The 22,173-nt window shown below is 68.7% G+C and carries 24 protein-coding genes; 16 read left to right on the forward strand and 8 right to left on the reverse strand.

Going from position 1 to position 22,173, the window contains the following annotated elements; genetic code table 11:
- The 6 genes from ACFSVL_RS27625 to ACFSVL_RS27650 form a co-directional block, all read left to right on the forward strand.
- Positions 1-151 (forward strand): acyl-CoA dehydrogenase family protein (locus ACFSVL_RS27625; protein WP_378308592.1); only part of this gene is annotated, 151 nt, incomplete at its 5' end.
- A 77-nt stretch (positions 152-228) separates the two neighbouring features.
- Entirely contained in the window at positions 229-756 is a 528-nt protein-coding gene (locus ACFSVL_RS27630) for a general stress protein (RefSeq protein ID WP_378308474.1), read from the forward strand.
- 619 nt (positions 757-1,375) lie between these two features.
- The gene (locus ACFSVL_RS27635) at positions 1,376-2,695 is read left to right on the forward strand and encodes an ABC transporter substrate-binding protein (protein ID WP_378308475.1); all 1,320 of its coding nucleotides are present in this window, start codon (positions 1,376-1,378) and stop codon (positions 2,693-2,695) included.
- Positions 2,692-3,639, forward strand: a complete 948-nt coding sequence (locus tag ACFSVL_RS27640; RefSeq protein WP_378308476.1) for a carbohydrate ABC transporter permease — start codon at positions 2,692-2,694, stop codon at positions 3,637-3,639. Before ACFSVL_RS27635 ends, ACFSVL_RS27640 begins: the two co-directional genes overlap by 4 nt.
- A complete protein-coding gene (locus tag ACFSVL_RS27645; protein WP_378308477.1) occupies positions 3,639-4,481 on the forward strand; it encodes a carbohydrate ABC transporter permease in 843 nt (280 codons plus the stop codon). The genes ACFSVL_RS27640 and ACFSVL_RS27645 overlap by 1 nt, the downstream gene beginning before the upstream one ends.
- 3 nt (positions 4,482-4,484) lie before the next feature.
- The gene (locus ACFSVL_RS27650) at positions 4,485-5,660 is read left to right on the forward strand and encodes an ABC transporter ATP-binding protein (protein WP_378308478.1); all 1,176 of its coding nucleotides are present in this window, start codon (positions 4,485-4,487) and stop codon (positions 5,658-5,660) included.
- Between the two features lie 64 nt (positions 5,661-5,724).
- On the opposite strand, the gene ACFSVL_RS27655 is transcribed toward ACFSVL_RS27650, so the two are convergent.
- Positions 5,725-6,630 carry a hypothetical protein gene (locus ACFSVL_RS27655; protein ID WP_378308479.1) on the reverse strand — a complete coding sequence of 302 codons (906 nt, stop codon included), beginning with the start codon at positions 6,628-6,630 and terminating at the stop codon, positions 5,725-5,727.
- Between the two features lie 269 nt (positions 6,631-6,899).
- Between ACFSVL_RS27655 and ACFSVL_RS27660 the strand changes: the two genes are divergently transcribed.
- Entirely contained in the window at positions 6,900-7,397 is a 498-nt protein-coding gene (locus ACFSVL_RS27660) for a DUF4265 domain-containing protein (protein ID WP_378308480.1), read from the forward strand.
- Positions 7,398-7,550: 153 nt separating this feature from the next.
- Complete coding sequence (locus ACFSVL_RS27665) at positions 7,551-7,745, forward strand: PspC domain-containing protein (RefSeq protein WP_378308481.1); 195 nt, start codon at positions 7,551-7,553, stop codon at positions 7,743-7,745.
- 230 nt (positions 7,746-7,975) lie between these two features.
- Here ACFSVL_RS27665 and ACFSVL_RS27670 read toward each other — a convergent pair whose 3' ends face one another.
- The 4 genes from ACFSVL_RS27670 to corA all read right to left on the reverse strand — a co-directional run bounded on the left by ACFSVL_RS27670 (position 7,976) and on the right by corA (position 11,154).
- Positions 7,976-8,323 carry a ClpX C4-type zinc finger protein gene (locus tag ACFSVL_RS27670; RefSeq protein ID WP_378308482.1) on the reverse strand — a complete coding sequence of 116 codons (348 nt, stop codon included), beginning with the start codon at positions 8,321-8,323 and terminating at the stop codon, positions 7,976-7,978.
- A 54-nt stretch (positions 8,324-8,377) separates the two neighbouring features.
- Positions 8,378-9,217, reverse strand: a complete 840-nt coding sequence (locus ACFSVL_RS27675) for a chromosome partitioning protein ParB (protein ID WP_378308483.1) — start codon at positions 9,215-9,217, stop codon at positions 8,378-8,380.
- Positions 9,214-9,867 carry a metallophosphoesterase family protein gene (locus ACFSVL_RS27680; protein WP_378308484.1) on the reverse strand — a complete coding sequence of 218 codons (654 nt, stop codon included), beginning with the start codon at positions 9,865-9,867 and terminating at the stop codon, positions 9,214-9,216. The genes ACFSVL_RS27675 and ACFSVL_RS27680 overlap by 4 nt, the downstream gene beginning before the upstream one ends.
- Positions 9,868-10,065: 198 nt before the next feature.
- Complete coding sequence (gene corA, locus ACFSVL_RS27685; RefSeq protein ID WP_378308485.1) at positions 10,066-11,154, reverse strand: magnesium/cobalt transporter CorA; 1,089 nt, start codon at positions 11,152-11,154, stop codon at positions 10,066-10,068.
- A 331-nt stretch (positions 11,155-11,485) separates the two neighbouring features.
- Here corA and ACFSVL_RS27690 point away from each other — a divergent pair, with 331 nt between their 5' ends.
- Together ACFSVL_RS27690 and ACFSVL_RS27695 are read left to right on the forward strand one after the other, a co-directional pair.
- On the forward strand, positions 11,486-11,989 hold the full coding sequence (locus tag ACFSVL_RS27690; protein ID WP_037353308.1) for a MaoC family dehydratase: 504 nt from the start codon (positions 11,486-11,488) through the stop codon (positions 11,987-11,989).
- Positions 11,990-12,021: 32 nt separating this feature from the next.
- Positions 12,022-13,134 carry a DUF2332 domain-containing protein gene (locus ACFSVL_RS27695; RefSeq protein ID WP_378308593.1) on the forward strand — a complete coding sequence of 371 codons (1,113 nt, stop codon included), beginning with the start codon at positions 12,022-12,024 and terminating at the stop codon, positions 13,132-13,134.
- Between the two features lie 281 nt (positions 13,135-13,415).
- Here the strand turns inward: ACFSVL_RS27695 and ACFSVL_RS27700 are convergent, their stop codons facing one another.
- Positions 13,416-13,817: an NUDIX hydrolase gene (locus ACFSVL_RS27700; protein ID WP_378308486.1), complete on the reverse strand. Its 402-nt coding sequence runs from the start codon at positions 13,815-13,817 to the stop codon at positions 13,416-13,418.
- A 167-nt stretch (positions 13,818-13,984) separates the two neighbouring features.
- Between ACFSVL_RS27700 and ACFSVL_RS27705 the strand changes: the two genes are divergently transcribed.
- The 6 genes from ACFSVL_RS27705 to ACFSVL_RS27730 all read left to right on the forward strand — a co-directional run bounded on the left by ACFSVL_RS27705 (position 13,985) and on the right by ACFSVL_RS27730 (position 18,160).
- Complete coding sequence (locus ACFSVL_RS27705; protein ID WP_378308487.1) at positions 13,985-14,170, forward strand: hypothetical protein; 186 nt, start codon at positions 13,985-13,987, stop codon at positions 14,168-14,170.
- Positions 14,171-14,192: 22 nt separating this feature from the next.
- A complete protein-coding gene (locus ACFSVL_RS27710; protein ID WP_009072960.1) occupies positions 14,193-14,753 on the forward strand; it encodes a PH domain-containing protein in 561 nt (186 codons plus the stop codon).
- 67 nt (positions 14,754-14,820) lie between these two features.
- Entirely contained in the window at positions 14,821-15,684 is an 864-nt protein-coding gene (locus ACFSVL_RS27715; RefSeq protein WP_378308488.1) for a PHP domain-containing protein, read from the forward strand.
- A 1-nt stretch (position 15,685) separates the two neighbouring features.
- Entirely contained in the window at positions 15,686-16,318 is a 633-nt protein-coding gene (locus ACFSVL_RS27720; protein ID WP_378308489.1) for a MarC family protein, read from the forward strand.
- Between the two features lie 50 nt (positions 16,319-16,368).
- Complete coding sequence (locus tag ACFSVL_RS27725) at positions 16,369-17,244, forward strand: RecB family exonuclease (protein ID WP_378308490.1); 876 nt, start codon at positions 16,369-16,371, stop codon at positions 17,242-17,244.
- A 361-nt stretch (positions 17,245-17,605) separates the two neighbouring features.
- The gene (locus tag ACFSVL_RS27730; RefSeq protein ID WP_378308491.1) at positions 17,606-18,160 is read left to right on the forward strand and encodes a hypothetical protein; all 555 of its coding nucleotides are present in this window, start codon (positions 17,606-17,608) and stop codon (positions 18,158-18,160) included.
- Between the two features lie 5 nt (positions 18,161-18,165).
- On the opposite strand, the gene ACFSVL_RS27735 is transcribed toward ACFSVL_RS27730, so the two are convergent.
- Together ACFSVL_RS27735 and ACFSVL_RS27740 are read right to left on the reverse strand one after the other, a co-directional pair.
- The gene (locus ACFSVL_RS27735; RefSeq protein ID WP_378308594.1) at positions 18,166-19,503 is read right to left on the reverse strand and encodes an Rv3212 family protein; all 1,338 of its coding nucleotides are present in this window, start codon (positions 19,501-19,503) and stop codon (positions 18,166-18,168) included.
- A 581-nt stretch (positions 19,504-20,084) separates the two neighbouring features.
- Positions 20,085-21,683 carry a DEAD/DEAH box helicase gene (locus ACFSVL_RS27740; RefSeq protein ID WP_378308595.1) on the reverse strand — a complete coding sequence of 533 codons (1,599 nt, stop codon included), beginning with the start codon at positions 21,681-21,683 and terminating at the stop codon, positions 20,085-20,087.
- Positions 21,684-22,173: the final 490 nt, after the last annotated feature.

Genomic DNA, 22,173 nt, shown 5'->3' on the forward strand with positions numbered 1-22,173 from the left:
GTTCCGGATCCACGGGGGTTACGGCTACTCGAAGGAATACGAGATCGAGCGTCTGATGCGCGAGGCCCCGTTCCTGTTGATCGGCGAGGGCACCAGCGAAATCCAGAAAACCATCATCAGCCGCGGCCTCCTGCGGGACTACAAAGCCTGACCCGCGCTCGCCGGAGTTCGCGCGCTCCGCCGGTTCTTGACAAGATGGAACCCTCGGATCGGACGAGTGCGCAGGTGATGATGGTGAGCAGTCGCTTTGGCAGCGGTCAGGGCGCGGCCGGGCTGCCCCGGCTCCCGACGCCGCCCACCGGCTGGCCGATCGGGTCGTATTCGACCTACGGCGAGGCGCAGCAGGCGGTCGACTTCCTGGCCGAAAGCGAGTTCGCGGTCACCGACGTCACGATCGTCGGCGTCGACCTGATGCTGGTAGAACGGGTCATCGGACGGCTGTCGTGGGGCCGGGTGCTCGCCGCGGGCGCGATGTCCGGCGCGTGGTTCGGCCTGTTCGCCGGGCTGCTGCTGGGGATGTTCGTCAACCAGGGCGGCTTCACGCTGCAGCTGCTGACCGGGCTGGTGCTCGGCGTGCTGTCCGGGCTGGCGTTCTCGGCAATCGGCTATCGGACGTCACGCGGGCGCCGTGATTTCTCGTCGGCGAGCCAGCTGGTCGCCGGCCGCTATGACGTGCTGTGCCAGCCGCGCAGCGCGGAGCAGGGACGGGAGCTGCTGGCGAAGCTGGCGCTGCGTCCGCCGCCCGCTACTGCCTGACCCCCCCCAGCCCATCCGCAGCGGTGCCCGGCTCGGGGTCGTGAGTGGCAATGCCGGTTCTAACCGGCATAAACGCTCACGACCCTCCGCCTGCATACCGCCCCGCCCGTGCGCAGTGGTGCCCGGTCCGGGGTCGTGAGTGGCGATCGCGGTTCTAACCGGGATTGCCACTCACGAGGCCAGACGTCGCGGCCGCCGTCAGCTTCTGCCCGCCTCCGGCCGCCGCCCTGCCGCGCCCGTCCCGCCCGGGCCCGCCCCGCGGCAACGTGCCTGCCCCGCGCGGGTATGCGTCGTGGCGGGGCTCGTGAGTGTTCCGTCCGGTTAGAACCGGCCGCACCACTCACGACCCCCGCCGCCCGCCACCGCATAAGTACCCACGGGACTAATTCACCCGTCTTTCCGATGGTTCGCGCGCACCTGGCTGAATCGTTACCGACCCTGCTTGCGGCGGGTGATCGCCGGGCATAGGTTGACCGACACCGGTTGGCCGGTCGTGTCCTCCAGCGCGGCCCGCCGGCAACTGGCACGTCGGGGTGCTGGCTCGGGTCCGCCTCGTCGCGGCGTGCTGTCTGGGGGCGGCGCCGGACGGTGCCGTGTGCACATGGGCGAGGAGGCTTGGATGGGGAAGAAACGGCCCAGCGGAAAGAAACGAGGACCTACCCGCGCGGCGGCGCTGCTCGCCGCGGGCTTGGTGACGAGCGGCCTCGCGGCGGGCTGCGGAACGGCTTCCGGGACGACGATCAACGTCTACTACTCCCCGGAGGACCATTTCCAGACGGTCGTCGACAACTGCAACAAAGCCGCCGCCGGGCGGTACCGGATCGTCTACAACAAGCTGCAGCGCGGTTCGGACGACCAGCGGATCCAGATGGCGCGCCGGCTCGCCGCGGGCGACACGTCGATGGACGTGCTCGGCCTCGACGTCACCTGGGTCTCGGAGTTCGCCGAGGCGCGCTGGGTGGACGAGTGGACCGGGCAGAACAAGGCGGCCGCGTCCGAGGGCGTGCTGAAGGGCCCGCTGGAAACCGCGACGTACCAAGGGAAACTCTTCGCCGCGCCGAAGAACACCAACGTGCAGCTGCTCTGGTACGACGATCGCCTCACCCCGGCCCCGCCGAAGACGTGGGACGAGATGATGCAGATGTCGCAGAAGCTCAAGAGCGAGAAGAAACCGCATTCCGTCGTGTTCACCGGCGCGCAATACGAGGGCCTGGTGGTCATCTACAACACGCTGGTCGAATCGCTGGGCGGCCACATTCTGTCCGACGACGGGAAATCCGTGGTGATGGACCAGGGTGCGGTGCAGGCGCTGGAACTGCTGAAGAAGATCACGTCCTCGGGAATCACCGATCCGTCGCTGACGAACCAGAAGGAGGACGACGTCCGGCAGACGTTCCAGCGCGGGGACGCCGCGTTCGAGCTGAACTGGCCGTTCGTTTACGCCTCCTACGGCGAGGAGAAGCCGAAGGACCTGCCGCATTTCAAGTGGGCGGTGTACCCGCAGGCGAAGGAAGGCATTCCGTCCCGCAGCACGATCGGCGGGTTCGACCTGGCGGTGAGCAGCTTCTCGCAGCACAAGCCCGAGGCTTATGAAGCGGCGTTGTGCTTGCGCAGCAAGGAAAACCAGAAAGTCTCCGCGATCAACGACGGGGTGCCGCCGACGATCGAGTCGGTTTACCACGACGACACTCCGCTGGACCCGGCGAAGCCCGCGTCGGCGGACAATCCGAACATGGCCGAGAAGTACCCGATGCGGGACGCCATTCTGTCGGCGCTCAAAACCGCCGCGGTACGGCCGCTCACGCCGGTGTACCAGAACCTTTCCACGGTGATGTCGAAAATCCTTTCCCCGCCGTCGGCGATCGATCCGCAGACGACCGCGCAGAAAATGCGGGAACAGCTCGATGACGCGCTCCAGTCGAAGGGAGTGATCCCGTGACCGTCCACGATCCCGCCGCGACCACGCACGAGGCGGCGCACCGCAAGGAAAATCCCGCGCTGTCCGAGGGCAAGAAGGCCGAACGGCGGCTCGGGCTGTGGCTGTGCGCCCCCGCGTTCCTCGTGATGATCGCGGTGACCGGATACCCGATCGTCTATTCGGTCTGGCTTTCGCTGCAGCGTTACGACCTGCGGTTCCCGGCGAAGCACGAGTTCATCGGATTCGACAACTACGCCGCGGTGCTCACGAATTCCTACTGGTGGACCGCGTTCGGCACCACGATGTTCCTCACTGTCGTTTCGGTGGCGATCGAATTCGTGCTCGGCATGGGCCTCGCGCTGATCATGCACCGCACGCTCGTCGGCCGGGGACTGGTGCGCACCGTCGCGCTGATCCCGTACGGCATCGTCACCGTGGTGGCCGCGTTCTCGTGGTATTTCGCGTGGACGCCCAAAACTGGGTACCTGGCGAATCTGCTCGGCTCCGGCGTCGCACCGCTCACTGACCAGTGGCCGTCGCTGTTCATCATCATTCTCGCCGAGGTGTGGAAGACGACGCCGTTCATGGCGCTGCTGCTGATGGCCGGGCTGGCGCTGGTGCCGGACGACCTGCTGAAGGCCGCGGCGATGGACGGCGCGACCGCGTGGCAGCGGTTCACCAAGGTGATGCTGCCGGTGATGAAACCGGCGATTCTCGTCGCGCTGCTGTTCCGCACGCTCGACGCGTTCCGCATTTTCGACAATATCTACGTGCTCACCGGCGGCGCGCAGGACACCGGTTCGGTGTCCATGCAGACCTACGACAACCTGGTCAAGGGGCTCAACCTCGGGATCGGCTCCACCATGGCGGTGCTGATCTTCATCACGGTGGCGATCATCGCGTTCCTCTTCATCAAGGTATTCGGCACCGCCGCGCCCGGCACGGACGACGGGGGGAAGCGCTGATGGCTATCGGAGGTGCGGTCACCACCGGCCGCAAGGTCGGCTGGGGCCTGCTGGACATCCTGGTGCTGGTGTTCGCGATCGTCCCGGTGCTGTGGGTGCTTTCGCTGTCGTTCAAGACGAAAGCGACGCTCACCGACGGCAGTTTCATCCCGGCGGAATGGACGCTCAAGAACTACGCGGACATCTTCCAGACCACGGAGTTCCTGCGCGCGCTGGTGAACTCGATCGGCATCGCGGTGATCTCCACGCTCATCGCGGTGGTGCTGGGCACGATGGCGGCCTACGCGATCGCCCGGCTGGATTTCCCGGGGAAGCAGCTGCTGGTGGGGCTTTCCCTGCTGATCGCGATGTTCCCGCAGGTATCGCTCGTCACCCCGCTGTTCAACATCGAACGCGGGCTCGGTCTTTTCGACACCTGGCCGGGGCTGATCCTGCCCTACATCACGTTCGCGCTGCCGCTGTCGATCTACACGCTGTCCGCGTTCTTCCGGGAAATCCCGTGGGAGCTGGAAAAGGCGGCGAAAATGGACGGCGCGACGCCGGCGCAGGCATTCCGGAAGGTGATCGCGCCGCTGGCCGCGCCGGGCGTGTTCACCACCGCGATCCTGGTGTTCATCCTCTGCTGGAACGACTTCCTGTTCGCCATCTCGCTGACGTCCACCGAGTCGTCGCGCACGGTGCCCGCCGCGTTGTCGTTCTTCACCGGGTCCTCGCAGTTCGAGGACCCGACCGGCCAGGTGTGCGCGGCTGCGGTCGTGATCACCGTGCCGATCATCCTGTTCGTGTTGTTTTTCCAGCGTCGCATCGTGGCGGGGCTGACGTCCGGCGCGGTGAAGGGCTGACCGATGGCTGAAATCGTTCTCGACAAGGTTTCCAAGCGCTATCCCGACGGCGCGCTCGCGGTGTCCGAAGTGGACATCACGATCGCCGACGGCGAGTTCATCATCCTGGTCGGCCCGTCCGGCTGCGGGAAGTCGACCACGCTCAACATGGTCGCCGGGCTGGAGGACATCTCCTCGGGCGAACTGCGCATCGACGGCAAGCGGGTCAACGAGAAAGCGCCGAAGGACCGGGACATCGCGATGGTGTTCCAGTCGTATGCGCTGTACCCGCACATGAGCGTGCGGGAGAACATGGCGTTCCCGCTGCGGCTGGCCAAAGTGGACGACAAGATCGTCCGGTCCAAAGTGGAGGAAGCGGCGAAGATCCTCGACCTGACCCAGCATCTGGACCGCAAACCGGCCAACCTGTCCGGCGGGCAGCGGCAGCGGGTCGCGATGGGCCGGGCGATCGTCCGCAACCCCAAGGCGTTCTTGATGGACGAGCCACTGTCCAACCTGGACGCCAAGCTGCGCGGCCAGATGCGTACGTCGGTGTCGAAAATCCAGAAACAGCTCGGCACGACCACGCTGTACGTCACGCACGACCAGACCGAGGCGATGACCCTCGGCGACCGCGTCGTGGTGCTGCGGGCCGGTTATGTGCAGCAAATCGGTTCGCCGCAGTTCCTTTACGACAACCCGGCGAACCTGTTCGTGGCGGGATTCATCGGCTCGCCGTCGATGAACTTCGTCCCCGCGACGCTGGAAAACGGCGAGCTGCGCAGTCCGCTGGGCACGACGCCGCTCACCGACCGGATCCGCCGGATGGCCGAAGCGGCGAACGCCCCGCGCGAGGTGATCATGGGCATCCGCCCGGAACACTTCGAGGACGCCGCACTGGCCGAATCGGGCCGGGAGGGCGCGACTTTCACCGCGCACGTGGACGTTCTGGAATCGATGGGATCGGAGAAGTTCGCACACTTCACTGTGGACGGTGAAGCCGCGACCTCGGCCGAACTGGCGGAACTGGCCGCGGACAGCGGTTCGGCCGACGTCCCCGGCGCGGAATCGCTGATCGTGGCCCGGCTGGCGGCCGAATCGGCCGCCGCGGAGAACCAAGACCTGAACATCTGGTTCGACGCGGACAAGGTCAAACTCTTCGACCCGTCCGACGGCCGAAACCTCACCTACGCCGACTGACGCCTCGGTCCGTGAAGGACTCCTTGAAGGAATCAGATTCCCTCAAGGAGTCCTTCACGGACGTTTAGGGGATTTTCGAAAAGATCGTCGCGGCAGCGGTGCGGGCGGCCGGGCAAGCCGCGTCTCCGCCCGCACCGCTGGTGTCGACCACGCTCACCGTCGCCTGCTCGGCACGCCCCGCCGTCGCCGGCGAGGGCTGGACCGTGCGGACCCGGCAGAACGCGCCATCGGCAGCCACCCGGGCCGTCCGGTTGCCAAGCGTCTCCGACGGCCCGGCCGGAGCCTGCCGCACCACCGCGAACTCCAAGCTCACCTTGTCCTGAATGCAGGAATGCCCGGCGAACCCAGGCGTCGCGTCGCCACCCGGCGTCCCCGACGCACTGAGGATCGCGCAGGAATCCACCCGCCCCCACGACCGGTCCGGCAACTGCGGATGCCGCACCCGATTCCCGGTCACCGCGGCAAGCACCCCGCCGACCACGTCGTCCGCCGCCGTGCACCGGTCGTCCGCACTGCCGCGATCGTCCCCGTCGGTGATCGAGACAGCCAGCCGGACCCCGTCGGCGAACGTGATCGCCCGCCCGCACGCCCGGTCCGACACGAACCCGCCCTGCTGCACGGAAACGCCGTCCGGCACCTTGCCCGGATAGTCGTAGGCGCGGACGTTGGGATCACGATCAGCCGCGAGCGGCCCGATAGTGACCGTCCGCGGCCGCCCGGCCTGGACGAAGTCCGCCTGGCACGCGGTGAACGAGGAATCCGGCGTGTCGGCGGTGGTGTTCTTGAGCCGCGCCGGGTCGAGCAGACTGCAATAGTCGAGCGTGGCGAAGTCCCCGAGCGCCGCGATGGCAGTCAGGGGCACCGGCGCGGACTGCGACGCCGGGGCAGGCTCCGCCGCCGTGGCACATCCCGCGCATCCGGCGAGCAACACCGAACAGCCGACCGCGAAGACTCCGAGTGGGTTACGCACGGGGTGCAGTATCACCGTGAGTGGCGAAAAATCCAGCCCCCGTCGGGAAATCCCACACTTCGCTGAGTTATCGCCGCTGGTGGGGGAGGTTGGCGCGGTTTGGTCGAGGGTCCCTGCGGCGGGGGCTGGGGTGGCGAGGGTTAGGCGCGGGTCTGGCGGTCGGGGCTGGGCGGGGATAGCGGCGCGGGCGTCAGCCGCAGCTCCCCGATCCGGATTGCCCCTGGCGGAGCCACGTTTCTGCCACGCGGAGGCGATGGCAAACTTCAGCCGTGCCTGAGCAAACCACCCGCACCGAGCAGACACCGGTCAAGGTCGTGTTCGACCTGCCTCCCGATGGCGAGGATTGGCCGCCAGTCGGCCGCGAAGGGCTGTGGGCGGTGCCCCTCGACCATCCGGACCACGTGCGGCTGGCCAACATCCCGTGGTTCGTCCGCAACGCGGCCGAGGGAGACGTTTTCCGGGTCGAGCGGGACGAGGACGGGGTGCTGCGCCCGGTCGAACGGGTGGAGTGGTCCGGGAACTGCACCATCCGCTTGATCGTCCGGGCGGACGGCCCCTTCGTCGGCGACCTGGGTCGCGTGCTCGATCGCTTCGCCGCGTTCGGCTTCGAGGGCGAAGGGCTCGAACAATTCAGCATGGTCGGGTTCACCGTCCCGCCGGAAGCCAATCTCACCGAAGCGAAGCGTGCGCTCAAAGCGGGCAAGGCAGACGGTTCGTGGGCTTACGAGGAAGGCTGCGTCAGCCGGGAATGGGAGGCGGCCGGGTAACGCCCGCTGACCTGCGAGTTCCCGCCTCGACCCCGATTACTCCCCAGGTCCGGGCCGCACCCCCTTAGGGGTCCGGATCGTCCCGCGGAGCGATGTGCCCCGGCCCCGGACGTGGTGACATGGAGATACGAACCCAAATGGGAGGGGATCACGATGACCGCACCTGTCACCCACCGGCTGAGCCGGCCGCGTGAGGGGCGCATGATCGGCGGCGTCTGCGCCGGGCTCGCCCGTCGCTTCGGGACCACACCGGGCAAGATCCGGGTGCTCGCGCTGCTGTCGTGCCTGCTGCCGGGGCCGCAGTTCGTCGCGTACCTGATCCTGTGGGCCATCATCCCCAGCGACTGATCGGGCTTCGCGAGGCCGGGCGAACAGCCTGGCCCGCGGCGGGTCGGACGCTCAGGCGAGCGACCGGACCTGGCCCACCGGCAGGTGACTGGGCGACCAGCACCGGTCGACCTCAGGCGCCTGAACGGCCAGACCCGGCCACCTCAGGCGACCACGCGACCCGAACCGGCCCACCTCAACCACCGACATCGACCGGCCCTCTCCCACCATCAACCGGGAGGGGGCCGCTCTCACGTCCGCTCAGCGGAAAACCGTTCCCAGGCCGACTGCCGCGTCACCCCGAGCGCCTCGCCGATCCGCGCCCACGCCACCCCGCGCGTGCGCAGCAGGTCCACCTGCTCCTGAATCCGCGCGTCCGTCTGCGCGCTGACCTTCGCCATCCGCGGGATGCTCTCTAGGATCTCCTCGTCCGACTTCCGCTCCCACAGCGTCACCTCAGGCGTCCCCGGCTCGTGTTTCCCGGCCAGGATCTGTTCGCACAATCCGACGCAGCCGTCGCAGATGTAAACCCCCGCGCCGGCGATCAGCTTGGCCACTTCGTCGGCCGGTTTGAGACAGAACGAGCAGTACGAAGTCATCGACTACCTCCCAGTGTCAGGACAAGCCTGACACGTCAGGCGGCTCCTGACAAGTCACCGCTGGGCGCGCAGCGTTTCGATGACCTCCTCGTCCCACCGGTGCGTCCGGATCAGCCGGTACCGTTCGCACGCGACCCACAGGTACGCCTCGGCCTCGGTGCGGTCGCCGATCAGATCCGCTTGCCGTAGCATCGCCACCACGGGAGTGAACTCCTCGTCGAACCAGCGCTGCGCGACGGTCGCGCGGTCGGTGAACCGGCCTTCGTCCTGCATGAGCCGGAATCCCCACGCTTCGACGTGCTCGCCGAGCTGCGCGTAATTCCACGGATCCGTTACCAGCACCGAAGCCCGGGCGTGCCCGGACAGCGGGACGCGTTCCAGGAACAGCCGCCGGTAGTCCTTCACGATCAGGTCGCCGCGGTAGCGGATGCCGCTCGGGTTCAGCTTCGTGCGCACGACCGTCACCGAAGCCTCTATTGTGGACAGTCCCTGCGCCAGTGCGACCGAAACCCGGTGGTGGCCATCGATAATGAAGTGCAGTTCGCCGACCCGGTACACCTCGATCGGCGGGATCGCCTCGCCGCGGCGGGCGGCCAGTGCGAGCCGTTCCCAGCGTTGCCGGACCCGGGCGGAGGTGGGGCGGAAGCGGCGGTCGAAGTCGCGGCTGCGGTCCACGGTGCCGGCGATCGAGTCCAAAGTGATCACTCGCGTCCCGATCCGCGCTTCGCTGACGTAACCGAGCGCCTGCACCACTTCGTGGAACGGCAGCATGATGTTGACGTCGTCGGGTTCCCGGCGCAGCCACGTGGAAAGCCGGGACAGCACTTGGCGCCGCCGGGCTCGCAGGAAGTCGTTTTCGGCGTCGGCGCGCGGGAAACCGGTCGGTCGGGTCATCGCGGGAACTCCATCACCTGATAGCCCACCACATTGCGGATCCGGGTGCGGCCTGCCGCGCGGTCGGGCACCGGTTCGCCGTGCGGATGGATGTGTCCGTGCAGCAGCCATTGCGGCCGCAGGGTTTCGATCGTGCGGTGCAGACAGGTGAAACCTTGGTGCGGCGGGTCTTCGCGGTCGCCGAGCCGGCGCGGCGGCGAATGCGTCAGCAGGATGTCGATTCCGTTGCCGTCGCGCCATTTCCGCCAGCGGAAACGACGCTCCAGCCGCCGGGCCCGGCGCGCCTGCTGCCGCTGGGTCCACTGGTTCGGGCCGTCGCGGTAGCGGATCGAACCGCCGAGCCCGGCGATGCGCAGCCCGGCGACGTCGACGATCCGGCCGTCGGCGTTGATTCCGCCCGCCGGGCCGGGCCATTCGGCCGGGAAACCGTCCTTCATGGACAGTCCGCCGTAGCGGGTGTAGCCGCTCAGGTCCGGATCGTGGTTGCCGGGCACGAACACGCACGGCACGTCGAGCAGGCCGGCGAGGTATTCGAGATACGCGAACGGCAGATCGCCTGCGGCGGCGACGAGGTCGACCCGCAGCGAGCGGACCGCCGGGGTCCACAGCCGCTCGTCGGCCTCGTCGGCCACCACCAGCGCTTTCGGCATGCGCCAAGGTTACGGCGCACGCGGCGTCACTTCATGCCGTGCGCGAACCCGGGGTTGAGCGCGATCATCGCGACGATGCCGACGATCCACATGAGGCAGAGGGCGAGAGCCCAGAACTTGAGGTTGGACAGCAACCGGGACATGACGAGACAAACCTCCTGCTACCGGGGGAAGAAAGGGGGACCGCGAGCGGGGCGGCTACAACCAGCCGTTCTTCCGGAATATTCGGTACAGCAGCAAGCAGATCCCGAGAATGATCGAGACCACGATCGGATAGCCGAACTGCCAATGCAGCTCGGGCATGTAGTCGAAGTTCATGCCGTAGATGCCCGCGACCATCGTGGGCACCGTGATGATCGCCGCCCACGCGGTGATCTTGCGCATGTCGGTGTTCTGCTGCAGCGAGATCTTCGCGACCGTCGCGTCGACCAGGGTGCTGAGCAGTTCGTCGAACGCCGCCACGCGTTCGGACACCGTGGCGAGGTGGTCGGCGACGTCGCGGAAGTACGAGCGGACCTCGTCCGGCACCAGCCGCGTGTAGCCCTCGGCGAGCCGCGACACCGGGGTGGCGAGCGGGACCACCGCACGCCGCAGTTCGAGCACTTCCCGCTTCATCAGGTAGATCTGCTCGGCGCTCACCGACGAGCGCGGTGCGAACACCTGCGCCTCGATCTCGTCGATGTCCGCCTCGATCCGGCTGGTGACCTCCAGGTAGTGGTCGACCACGTGGTCGGCGATCGCGTGCACGACCGCCGCCGCGCCGAGGGCGAGCCGTTCCGGGTCGTCGTCGAGGTCACGGCGCAGCCGGGCGAGCCCGGAGTGGTTGCCGTGCCGCACGGTGATGACGAAATCGCGGCCGAGGAACACCATCAGCTCGCCGGTTTCCACGATCTCGTTGGCCGTGGTCGGCGACTGGTGCTCGACGTACCGGACGGTCTTCAGCACCAGGAACAGCGTGTCGTCGTAGCGCTCCAGCTTCGGCCGCTGATGCGCCTCCAGCGCGTCCTCGACCGCCAGCTCGTGCAGGCCGAAGGTGTCCGCGATGCCCTGGATCTGGTCGGAATCGGGCTCGTGCAAGCCGATCCAGACGAACCCGGCGTGCCGCTTGCGCACCTCGCGGATCGCCTCCGCATGCGTCCAGCGCCCCGGCAGCCGCTTGCCGTCGACATACACCGCGCAATCGACGACATACGCCGACAGCGGCACCGGGATCGGCCGTTCGAGACTGGCCTTGGCCCGGCTGTTGCCGCGGCCGCGAAGGCCGCCAAGCGAGGGAATGGCAGGCATGGTTTCTCCTGGGCAGACGTCGTGGAACACGAAGACGACGGCCAGGCGGACTGCGGGGTCCGTCCGGCGGCACCGTGAGTTCCCGGACGCGGGCCTACCAGGAGCGGGAAAGGCCGGCCGGCGGGGCGGGAACGCACGTACTACTAGGGAGCGGACTATCACCACTGCTCATGAGCGGTCCCTCACCTCCTTTCGGCCGGGGCACGCGCCAGGGCGTGCGACGTGGCAGGGGTCGCGTTGACGCGCGATCACCGATGGTCGAGGGTACTCCTCACCACGGATACGTGTCGCACCTGGTTCGGCAGGTGTTACCCGGACAGGAGGCGCAAGCGTGCAATTCGGCCGGTATTACGAGGAGTTCGAGGTCGGCGCGGTCTACAAGCACTGGCCCGGCAAGACCGTCACCGAATACGACGACCATCTGTTCTGCCTGCTCACCATGAACCACCACCCGCTGCACCTGGACGCGCACTACGCGGGCGAGACGACCGATTTCGGCAAGAACGTCGTGGTCGGCAACTACATCTACTCGCTGCTGCTCGGCATGTCGGTGCCGGACGTGTCCGGGAAGGCCATCGCGAACCTCGAGGTCGAATCCCTCAAGCACGTGAAGCCGACGTTCCACGGCGACACGATCTACGGCGAGACCGAGGTGCTCGACAAGACCCCGTCGAAGTCCAAGGACGACCGGGGAGTGGTGTACGTCGAGACGCGCGGGTACAAACAGGACGGCACGATCGTGTGCATTTTCCGGCGCAAGGTGATGGTGCCGAAGCGGTCCTACGGCGACACCCGCGGCGGGGAGCAGCCCGGCCGTCCGACGCCGCACGAGTGATCGATCCGCCGCGAAGAGGAGCACGGGTGGCCATCGCCCTGGAGAAGATCAAGCAGACGCTGCGCAGGTTCGCCGAAACGGAGGCGCGCGGGGTTTCGCCGCTGTACGACCACCTCGCCACGCACGCGGCCGAGGACGACGACGTCGCCGCCCTGCTGACCGACGCACGCGACGGCGAAGCGCGCGGCACCTTGCTGTTCGCCGCCGCGCACCGGCTGGTGCAGGCGGATCCGATTCATCCGCTGTCGCGGTACTACCCGTCGGTGGGCGGTTTCGACGGCGTCGACAGCGAGACCTGGCCGTTGTTCCGTTCCTTCCTGCTGGAGCGCGCAGACCAGGCCCGCGAGATCATCTCGACCCGCTACACGCAGACGAACGAGGTGCGCCGCGCCGCGCTGCTGTACCCGGCTGTCACGGCCGCGGCGAAGGAAGCGGGCGGCAAGATCGCGCTGCTTGAGGTCGGCTGTAGCGCCGGGCTGTTGCTAGGGCTCGACCGCTTCGGCTACCGCTACCAGTGCGACGGCGGCGAGCAGCTCGCCGCTGGCCCCGCCAAGGCCGCTGTCGGGCTGCACTGCGCGATCGACGTCGCGCCTGGTGCGAAGCTGCCCAAGCTGCCGAAGAAGGTCGCTGTCGCGGCCCGAGCCGGTCTGGACCGTGCCCCGGTGGACCTCTCGGACGAGGACGAGCTGGCGTGGCTGGAGGCGTGTGTCTGGGCGGACCAGGTCGACCGGATCCGGCTGTTGCGCACCGCTGCCGCCGAACAGCGGAAGCACGCGCCCGAGCTGATCGCCGGGGACGCGGTGGACGATCTGGCCTCGGCGGCCGGCCGGTTGCCCGAGGAACTGCCGCTGGTGGTGCTGACGAGCCACGCGCTGGCGTATCTCGGGGACCGGCGGGCGGATTTCGTGGCCGAGCTGGCCCGGCTGGCCTCGGCCCGGCCGGTGTGGTGGGTGAGCCAGGAGTTCTACCGGGGGGCGCTGGAGACCGTTTTGCCTGGCCGGGACGACCTGTCCGCGGGCGATTCGGCTGCGGGCGAGCCTGCGATGGCGGTGCTGGGGCTGACGACCTGGGCGGACGGCAAACCCGAGGCCCGCGCGCTGGCCAGGACGGCACCGCACGGGCAGCGGATGACCTGGCTGCCCTGACCTGTCTCGTGAGTGGCTAGGCCGGTTCTAACCGGCCTAGCCACTCACGAGGGCCCTCGGCGCCGTGCGTAACCTGTGTCACATTCACCCCATCAGTCACACCGCTCCGCGCGCGCCCAGGCACCGGAACCGATGCGCGTCCGGCGATATCGAATACGCGTTCCGCGCATTTTCCGTGCTCATCGCGGATGCTTGAACGTCTGCGAAACTTTCCGCCAACTCCGCAATCCGTTCCGAATCGCGGACACGGCCCCGGGCAATACGGAATTGACCGCTCCGGGTTACGCGGCGGGCAGTGCATTCCAGTCACGCAACGTCACCAGGAGCTGGTCCGTCAGGTGGCCCGCTTCGTCCAGATTGGCCAGTTCGGCCGAGTTGACCCACCGCGCGTCGGAGGCGTCGTCGCCCGCGGTGAGAATTCCGCCGGTCCACGTGCATTCGTAGTCGTGGATGTCGTAGGAGCCGCGGACGACCGAGCCGGTCAGTGTGTGCGGTCTCACGTCGAGCCCGGTCTCCTCGCGAAGCTCCCGGACCACCGCCTCGTGGTCCGTTTCGCCCGGTTCGACCCGCCCGCCGGGCAACGACCACAGCCCCTGTCCCGGGTCGTGCGCGCGCCGGATGAGCAGGAGTCTGCCCTGGTCGTCGAACACGATGCCGCCGACGCAGCGCTGAAGAGGGGCCATGCCGCGAACGTAGCCGACCCCAGCCGCGGCCCCTAGCCTCCGGGAACCTGTACACGGAGAGTAGCCGTACGGTACACTTCGAGCGCCTGGCTGACCCATGCGCGGGACTTTCCTCCCGCGTGAGTGGTCAGTGCGGTACAACGTAGAAAGTCAGTTTTCCGGGTGTCATGGAAGAGACGGGATTGATCGCTGTGAACGCGAAGAAGCTTGCGGGACTCGTGGGTATCGCGTTGGTGCTGTTCTTCGTGATCGCTCAGCCGGGCCATGCTGCCGGTCTTGTCAGCAACATTGTTGACTTCCTCCGCAGCTCGGCCGAATCGGTGATCACGTTCGTCAGCAACATCTTCCAGTGACGGCAGGGGATACCCTCGAACCATGTTCGCGCCACGCGACCCTGACGAGTACCTCCTCGACACCGAGCGGCGGGTCATCCGGATCCGCCGCCACTGGGCGGTGCTCCTCTGGGACACGTTCGAGGCAGCCGCGCTGCTGATCGTGTGCGTGCTGGTGTCGTATCTGCTGCCGCCCTCGATGTGGGTGGTGCAGAACATCCTCTGGTACGTCGCGCTGGCAGTGGTGCTGCGGTTCGCCTACGTGATCATCGAATGGTGGGTCGAACGGCTGGTCGTCACCGACAAACGGTTCGTGATGACCACCGGCGTCTTCACCACCAAGGTGCTGATGATGCCGATCAGCAAGGTCACCGACCTCACCTACCAGCGCTCGGCCTGGGGCCGGATGCTGGGCTACGGCACGATGGTCGTCGAGTCGGCGGGCCAGATCCAGGCGCTGAACCGGATCGACTACCTGCCGCGGCCCGAGGAGTTCTACGACACGATCTCCGAGCTGGTGTTCGGCGACAAGCAGAAGCAGGCCGAACGGTTCTCGATGATCAAGGCGCAGCGCGCGGCGCGGGGCAAGAAGCCGGTCGGCTGACCTCGCCGGCGCGTCGGCACTGGTCCCGGCGCCGAGGTGACCCAGCGCATCGTCGAGAATAGGTCTGATGCGCATCGACCTGCACGCCCATTCCACGGCCTCCGACGGTACCGACAGCCCTGCCGAGCTTGTCGGCGCTGCCGCGCGTGCCGGTCTCGACGTCGTCGCGATCACCGACCACGACACCACCGCGGGCTGGGCACCGGCCGCCGCGGCCCTGCCCGCCGGGCTGACGCTCGTGCCGGGCGCGGAGCTGTCCACGGTGTCGGTCGATCCGGACACCGGGTACGAGATCAGCGTGCACCTGCTCGCGTACCTCTTCGACCCGGCCGCGCCGGCGATCGTCGCAGAACAGACGAGGCTGCGGATCGAACGGCGCACCCGGTTGCGGCGAATGGCCGAGCGGATGGCCGCCGACGGCCTCCCGGTCGACGCCGACGAAATCCTGAGCCTGCTGCCCGAGGACTCGCCGGCGGGACGGCCGCACCTCGCGCAGGCGCTCGTGCGCGCCGGGCTGGTCGGCTCCGTTGACGAGGCGTTCAGCGACTACCTGCACAGCCGCCGCGGCTACTACGTCGCGCGCCGGGACACCCCGGTCGAGGAAGCGATCGACATGGTCACCGCGGCCGGCGGGGTCACGGTGATGGCGCACCCCTTCGCTTTCAGCCGCGGCGCGACGATCAGCGAGGACACCCTGCGCGACCTGGCGGCTCGCGGGCTGACCGGCGTCGAGGTCAACCATCCCAACCACGATCCGGCCACCCGGGCGCGCACCCGCGAACTGGCGGACGAGCTGGGCCTGATCCGCACCGGGTCCAGCGACTACCACGGCACGAACAAGACGATCGGGCTCGGCCAGGAGACGACCGAACCGGACCAGCTGGAGGAATTGGTGGGGCGGGCGACCGGCTTCCAAGTGGTGAAGGGCTGAGATGGCCGTCTCGGATTTCTTCGACGCGAAGCTCTTCATGAGCGCGACGATCACCCTCGTCGTGATCATGGACCCGCCCGGCACGGTGCCGGTGTTCCTGAGCCTGGTCGGCCGCAAACCCATGGCCACCCGGGTGAAAGCGGCCCGGCAGGCGGTGCTGGTGTCGCTGCTGGTCATCTCGCTGTTCGCGGTGGCCGGGCAGGCGATCCTGGCGTACCTGGGCATCGGCATCCCGGCGCTGCAGGGCGCGGGTGGCTTGCTGCTGCTGCTGATCGCGTTGCAGCTGCTCATGGGCAACGCGGGCAGCAACGAGCCGGAGGCGGCCGAGGACGTCAACGTCGCCCTGGTTCCCCTCGGCACGCCGCTGCTCGCCGGCCCTGGTGCGATCGCGGCGACCATCGTGTTCGTCCGGCAGGCCGACGGGCATCTCGGCGCCTATATCGCGCTCGCGCTGGCGATCGTGACCGTGCATTTCGTGCTGTACACCTGCATGCGGTTCTCCGGGGTGGTCATCCGGCTGATCAAGGAAAGCGGCATCACGCTGCTGGCGAAGATCGCCGGCCTGCTGCTGGCCGCGATCGCGGTCGAGCTGGTCGCGAATTCGGTGCAGGGCTTCATCAGCGGCGCCGGCTAGGAGCGGCCCACGCCGGAAAGTGTCGGTGGGGGTGCGTAGCGTGGGCGTCGATGGAAGGGGGCGGCGTGAAAGAACAGCTGGGGTTCGACTTCGGCGTCGAGCAACCGCAGCGGCTCACCAAGGTGTCGCCGGCGAGGCTGAGCACATTCGACGACTGTCCGCGCCGGTACCGGTTGAACTACCTCGACCGGCCGACGCCGCAGCGCACCGGGCCGTGGGCGCACAGCACGCTGGGCGCGGTGGTGCACAACGCGTTGCGCGCGCTTTTTGACCTGCCAGTAGCGAAACGGACGCCGCAGCGCGCGATCGCGCTGGTGTCCGAGCACTGGAAGGACGCCGGGTTCGCCGACGACGACCAGGCCGCCCGCTATCGAGCGCGGGCGAAGGGCTGGGTCGCGGAGTACGTGGAGGACAACGACGTCAGCGACGACCCGGTCGGCCTCGAACGCTGGGTGTCCGCACCGGTCAGCACGACCGGCGGCCGCCCGACGATGATCATCGAAGGCCGTGCCGACCGCATCGACCAGCGCGGCGGCGAACTGGTGGTCGTGGACTACAAAACCGGCCGCCGGGCACCGGACGAACACGAGGCCCGGGCGTCGCAGGCACTGGCGATGTACGCCGTGGCTTCGACGCGCACGCTGCGCATGCCGTGCACGAAGGTCGAACTGCACCACCTGCCGTCCGGCACGATCGCGGCGGCCGAACACACACCGGAAACCTTGAAGCGCCACCTGGAACGCGCCGAGGAGACCGCCGGAGATTTGCGGCTGGCAGCGGATACCCTGGACGCGGGCGGCGACGGAGACGCGTTGTTCCCCGCCCGCCCCGACCGCCGCTGCGCATGGTGCGACTTCCGCCCGAGCTGCGTGGCGGGCCAGCAAACGGCTCCTGCCGCGCAGCCGTGGGATTTGCTTGCGCCGTAGGGGTTTTCGGAGACGTGGATGGGACCCGGGGATCGTGGCGGTACCGGACATCGAGAACACAGCCGGTGCGGATGCTCAGCGGATCGAGAGTGGCTGGGGTGCGGGGCCGGGTGTTCGCGGGGCTGTGGTTGAGGATCGTGGTGCTCGCGGGGCCGTGGTCGGAGACCGGGGTGTTCGCGATGCTGCGGTCGAGGAGCGTGGTGTTCGCGATGCTGCGGCCGGGGACCGTGGTGTTTGTGAAGCCTCGGCCGAGGAGCGGGGCGCTCGCGGGTCAGTGGCTCAGGAGTGGAGTGTTCGCAGTGCAGCGGGGAAGGATCTTGCCGCAGTGAGGAATGGCGGGGTCGGCGAAGAACGTCGTGCGGTGAGAGATCGCGGTGGTCGTGCCGGCGGCGTTGCAGATCTCGTCGACAGTACGGACAGTCTCGTCGCGGCCGTCGATGACGGCGGCGGTGCGGTGGAGGATCGTGCGGCTGCCAACCGCGTCGTGACGTTCCGGGAGCCGGAGGATGGTCGCGCGGCCGAGAAGCGCTCGGCCCCGACGATCCAGCATTCGACGGTGGACCGCGGCGCGGCTGACGTTGTCCAGGAAACGCCGCCCAAGCGAGACACTTCGACCCGCGGCGATGAAGCAGCGAAGCGGAAGCCCCGCGGACGTTGGTGGCGCGGGTTCACTGGCTCAGTCGCCGCGGGGATGGCGGTTTTGGCCGTCGGGGTGCTGGTCGTCGGCGTGTTGTGTGTCGTGAACGGGGCGTCCGGGCCGGGGGTGCTCAAGCTGGTCGGGCATCCGGTCGCCGCGGTGATTGTTCTTGCGCTGCAACGGGTTGCTGACCGCCGGGTCGGGAAAACCGCGGCGTGTGCCGGGGTCGTGGTGCTGGTCGTCGCGGCTGCGGCGTTGGGGGTGCTGTGGTGGGCTTGAGGCCGTCAGCGCAGAGCGGCGAGGGTCGGGCCGCGTTGTTCCAGCAGCACTGGGCCTAGCGCGGTGAGCCGGACTGGGCCGGGGTAGGTGCCGCGGTCGATGCCGACCGTGCGCAGGGTTGCGCCGTTGGTTTCGTTCAGTACGGCCAGGCCGCCGCGGATGGGCACCACCAGTTGAGTCGCGAAGGTGATTCCTGGGCCCAGCGTGCCGTCCAGGGTCCAGCGCGGGGACAGGTCGTCTCGGGACAGGGCGACGGTTTTCGAGCCGGTGAACCAGTAAATCCCGGCTGCGGTGCGGGTGGTCGCCTCGGTGCCGCCGACGGGGTCGTTCGCTACGTCGGACGCGGGGAGATCCATGGGGTAGGCGGCCTTTTGCGAACCGTCCGCGCCGTAGACGACGTAGAGTTTCTGGTCTGGCAGCAGGACTCCGGTGAGGTCGCCCGACATCGCGATCACCCGGGCTCGTTTGCCTGCCAGCAGGGCGGTGTAGGTGACCTTGGGTTCGTCCTCGTGCTCGGCGGTCGCCCGGTAGACGGTCAGCCGGTCGCTTCGGTCGCCGGGGCAGCGTTCGATCACGCCGATTTTGTCGGCGGCCGCTGCTACGGTTCCGTAAGTGCAGTTGGGGCGGGGTTGCTTGTTCGCGTTTTGCAGGAACGGGACTTTGCCGTACTCCATGCTCTTCACGAGGTCGTCGCGCCACGTGTCGAGGAGGTGTTTGCCGGTGGTCGTCACGTGGCTGCCGTCGTTGACCAGGCGGGTGCCGAGTTCGGCGTCGCCGTTGCGCTGGGCGGTGATCCGGCCGGTCGCCGGGTCGAGCTGAGTGACCTCGCTGCAGCCCATCGTCTTGTGGTACACGGCGTTCACCCGGCCCCATGCGGTGTCCACTGTGCACAGTTGCAGGTTTTCGCGGGTGTAGTGCCAGCGGATCTGCCCGGTGAGCGGATCGCGTCCGGCGACTTCGCTGCCGTCCGCGGTGGTGACCGTGTCGGACTGTCCGATCGGGATGGGCGTCGCGGAACTCGGGGCCTGCCACAGTTGCGTCATCGAGCCGGGCACGGAGGTCGGCGGGGTGGGGAGAGCGTGCGGCGGGTCGGCGAGGGCGCGGCTGGTGTGCAGGTTGTCGCTGGTGGCGGCGACGATCGCGGCGACCACTGCGACCACCACGACGATTGCCCCCACGACCAGCCGGTCCCGTCCGCGGTTCCACGGTGAGCGGCGGGCTTTTCCTGGCGGCGCGGTGGGATTCGCGGCGGTGGCGGGCTGGTGGGGGAGGAGGTTTTCGGAGCCGTAGGGCTCGGCGGAGGTGATCCCGGCGTCGGCGGGGTTGTCGGTGACGCGCGCGATCGGGCCGGTTTGTTCCTCGGGGGTGGCCGGTGGGATCGGGGTGTCGGCGGCTGCGTGCCGGGGGGCCGAGGTGGCCGGTTCGGCCGCGGCGTCTTCGCGGTGGCTGCCTGCGGCGGGGTTCGCGGAGGACGGTGCCGGAGCGGCCGATTCAGCGGCCGGGCCGTCGGGGGTCGACGCGACGGAGCCCGCAGAGTGAAGGGCTGAAGCGGCCGGTCCGGTGTGGCTGCCGGGGGCTGACGTCGCGGGGTTCGCAGTGGCGCCAGCCGGTTCGGCGGAAGTGTTGCCAGGGGCGGTTGCGGCGGGGTCTGGAGTGGAGTCAGCCGGTCCGGCGCCGCTTGAGGCTGACGTCGCGGAGTCAGCAGGTGAGGGGCCGGAAGCCTCGTCGTGAGGACTCGCCTCCGAGCTGTCCCCAGTACCCGCAGCGTCGTCCGGCCCCGAGACGGGCGCCCCGGCCGGGGTGGCCGGCTCGGGGCGTTCGCCTGGGGTCGCGGGAGTGCCCGCTACGTTCGATCCGGGTTCGGGGGGCGTGTCGTCGGTGCCGTTCCCGTGGTCGTTCACGTAACTGACTCCCGGTGTGTCGCTCAGTCTGCCGACGCAGGTGTATCAGATGCGGACGGACGGCGGCGACGGCGGCGGCGTGCCGGACGGTCTCCGGTCTCGCCGGAGTCGGACGTCGTCGCGGGGGTGGCGTTGCCGGCGGACGTCGCCGGGCCGGTCGCGTCGGCGCCCGAGCGGGTGCGGCGGCGGGTCCGGGGGCGGTCTTCCTGCTGGTCCGGCGAGGACGAAGCAGCGTCGGCGGCCTCGATGGCGGCGGCCGAACGGGCACCGCCCCGGGTCCGCTTGCGCGGGGCGCGGTTGCGTTTGCGCGGGGCTTCCTCGTCCGCGGGCGAAGAGGACGAACCAGCCGAGCCGCGGCGGCCGCGGCGCTTGCCGCCCAGGTCTTCTTCCTTCTCCGCGGACAGGCCGGCCCGCGTGCGCTTCGACAGCGGCAGGCGGCCCTTCGTGCCCTCGGGGATGCCCAGGTCGCTGAACAGGTGCGGCGACGACGAGTACGTCTCCACCGGCTCCGCCAGGTCGAGGCTCAGCGTGTCCGAGATCAGCTTCCAGCGCGGTTCCTCGTCCCAGTCGACCAGGGTGATCGCGACACCGGTGCGTCCGGCGCGGCCGGTGCGGCCGATGCGGTGCACGTAGGTCTTCTCGTCCTCGGGGCACTGGTAGTTGATGACGTGCGTGACGTCGTCGATGTCGATGCCCCGCGCCGCGACGTCCGTGGCCACCAGGACGTCGACCTTGCCCGAGCGGAACGCGCGCAGTGCCTGCTCGCGGGCGCCCTGTCCGAGGTCGCCGTGCACCGCGGCGGCGGCGAAACCGCGTTCCACCAGGTCGTCGGCCACCTTCTGGGCAGTGCGCTTGGTGCGGCTGAAGATCATCGTGAGCCCGCGGCCCTCGGCCTGCAGCGCCCGCGCGATCAGCTCCGTCTTGTCCATCGAGTGCGCCCGGTAGACGAACTGCGACGTGCGCTCGTGGATCGCGCCCGCGTCGTTCTCCTCGGCCCGGATGTGCGTGGGCTGGTTCAGGAACGTCCGCGCGAGCGTGATGATCGGGCCCGGCATCGTGGCGGAGAACAGCATGGTCTGCCGCTCGTCCGGCACCATCCGGAGGATCCGCTCGATGTCCGGCAGGAAGCCGAGGTCCAGCATCTCGTCGGCCTCGTCGAGGACGAGCCCGCGGACCTTGCCGAGCACCAGGTGCTGCTGTTCGGCCAGGTCGAGCAGCCGTCCCGGCGTGCCGATGACGACGTCGACGCCCTTGCGCAGCGCCTCGATCTGCGGTTCGTACGGCCGTCCGCCGTAGATCGCCAGCGTGCGGATGCCCAGGTGCTTCCCGGCGCCCTTCAGGTCGTTCGCGACCTGGATGCACAGCTCGCGCGTGGGCACCACGACCAGCACCTGCGGGGTGCCGTCGCCGGGCACCTGCACGCGGTGCAGCAGCGGGACGCCGAACCCGAGGGTCTTGCCCATGCCGGTGCGGGCCTGGCCGATGAGGTCGTCGCCGGCCATGGCGAGCGGCAGGGTCAGCGCCTGGATGGCGAAGGTGCGCTCGATTCCGGCTTCGCCGAGCGCTTTGACGATTTCCGGTTTCACTCCGAACGACGCGAAAGTCGGCGACTCCTCGGTCACCGGGGCACCGGCCTGCAGCGGGTGCGAGGTGTCGAGCGCGGCCGGCCCGTTTTCGCTGTGCTCGAGCGCGACAGCGGCGGGGACCTGCTCGGTTTCGGTCTGTTCGGTTGTGGACTGTTCTGCGGTCAGGGTGATCGCCTCTCTCGTGACCAGCGCGCACAGGCCGGTTGTCACTCGACACTCGACCGGGGGCCTGACTCGCACCTGCGCCTCGCCTGAGGAGGCCGGTGGTGCCGGAGCCGCCCTCCCGGGAATGCCGCTAGGAGGCGTGCACGCACACTTGCGGCGAACTCCGGTCGCTCTGGTGGCGCCAGCCGTTCGCCTGGTTCCCGCCGCTCCAGGGACCCCCGAAAAACGCGGTCCGGCGCGGCGAAGCTCTGTTTATCCGTCCGCAGTGTACCTGGTCAGGTGTTTTCCGGGGAATACCGGGAGCGGCGGCGCGGCGTGGGATCGGTCTCTTCGCGGCGCGGGCCTGCGGTTCGGCGATACC

Origin of the sequence: Amycolatopsis silviterrae (assembly GCF_042684085.1) — a bacterium.
Taxonomy (GTDB): domain Bacteria; phylum Actinomycetota; class Actinomycetes; order Mycobacteriales; family Pseudonocardiaceae; genus Amycolatopsis; species Amycolatopsis silviterrae.

Bases quoted from the DNA above. Each gene is read 5' to 3' on its own strand.
- ACFSVL_RS27630 (WP_378308474.1), top strand. From the start codon at position 229: ATGATGGTGAGCAGTCGCTTTGGCAGCGGTCAGGGCGCGGCCGGGCTG.
- ACFSVL_RS27635 (WP_378308475.1), top strand. From the start codon at position 1,376: ATGGGGAAGAAACGGCCCAGCGGAAAGAAACGAGGACCTACCCGCGCG.
- ACFSVL_RS27645 (WP_378308477.1), top strand. From the start codon at position 3,639: ATGGCTATCGGAGGTGCGGTCACCACCGGCCGCAAGGTCGGCTGGGGC.
- ACFSVL_RS27650 (WP_378308478.1), top strand. From the start codon at position 4,485: ATGGCTGAAATCGTTCTCGACAAGGTTTCCAAGCGCTATCCCGACGGC.
- ACFSVL_RS27665 (WP_378308481.1), top strand. From the start codon at position 7,551: ATGACCGCACCTGTCACCCACCGGCTGAGCCGGCCGCGTGAGGGGCGC.
- ACFSVL_RS27670 (WP_378308482.1), bottom strand. From the start codon at position 8,323: ATGACTTCGTACTGCTCGTTCTGTCTCAAACCGGCCGACGAAGTGGCC.
- ACFSVL_RS27675 (WP_378308483.1), bottom strand. From the start codon at position 9,217: ATGACCCGACCGACCGGTTTCCCGCGCGCCGACGCCGAAAACGACTTC.
- ACFSVL_RS27680 (WP_378308484.1), bottom strand. From the start codon at position 9,867: ATGCCGAAAGCGCTGGTGGTGGCCGACGAGGCCGACGAGCGGCTGTGG.
- corA (WP_378308485.1), bottom strand. From the start codon at position 11,154: ATGCCTGCCATTCCCTCGCTTGGCGGCCTTCGCGGCCGCGGCAACAGC.
- ACFSVL_RS27700 (WP_378308486.1), bottom strand. From the start codon at position 13,817: ATGGCCCCTCTTCAGCGCTGCGTCGGCGGCATCGTGTTCGACGACCAG.
- ACFSVL_RS27705 (WP_378308487.1), top strand. From the start codon at position 13,985: ATGGAAGAGACGGGATTGATCGCTGTGAACGCGAAGAAGCTTGCGGGA.
- ACFSVL_RS27710 (WP_009072960.1), top strand. From the start codon at position 14,193: ATGTTCGCGCCACGCGACCCTGACGAGTACCTCCTCGACACCGAGCGG.
- ACFSVL_RS27715 (WP_378308488.1), top strand. From the start codon at position 14,821: ATGCGCATCGACCTGCACGCCCATTCCACGGCCTCCGACGGTACCGAC.
- ACFSVL_RS27720 (WP_378308489.1), top strand. From the start codon at position 15,686: ATGGCCGTCTCGGATTTCTTCGACGCGAAGCTCTTCATGAGCGCGACG.
- ACFSVL_RS27725 (WP_378308490.1), top strand. From the start codon at position 16,369: ATGGAAGGGGGCGGCGTGAAAGAACAGCTGGGGTTCGACTTCGGCGTC.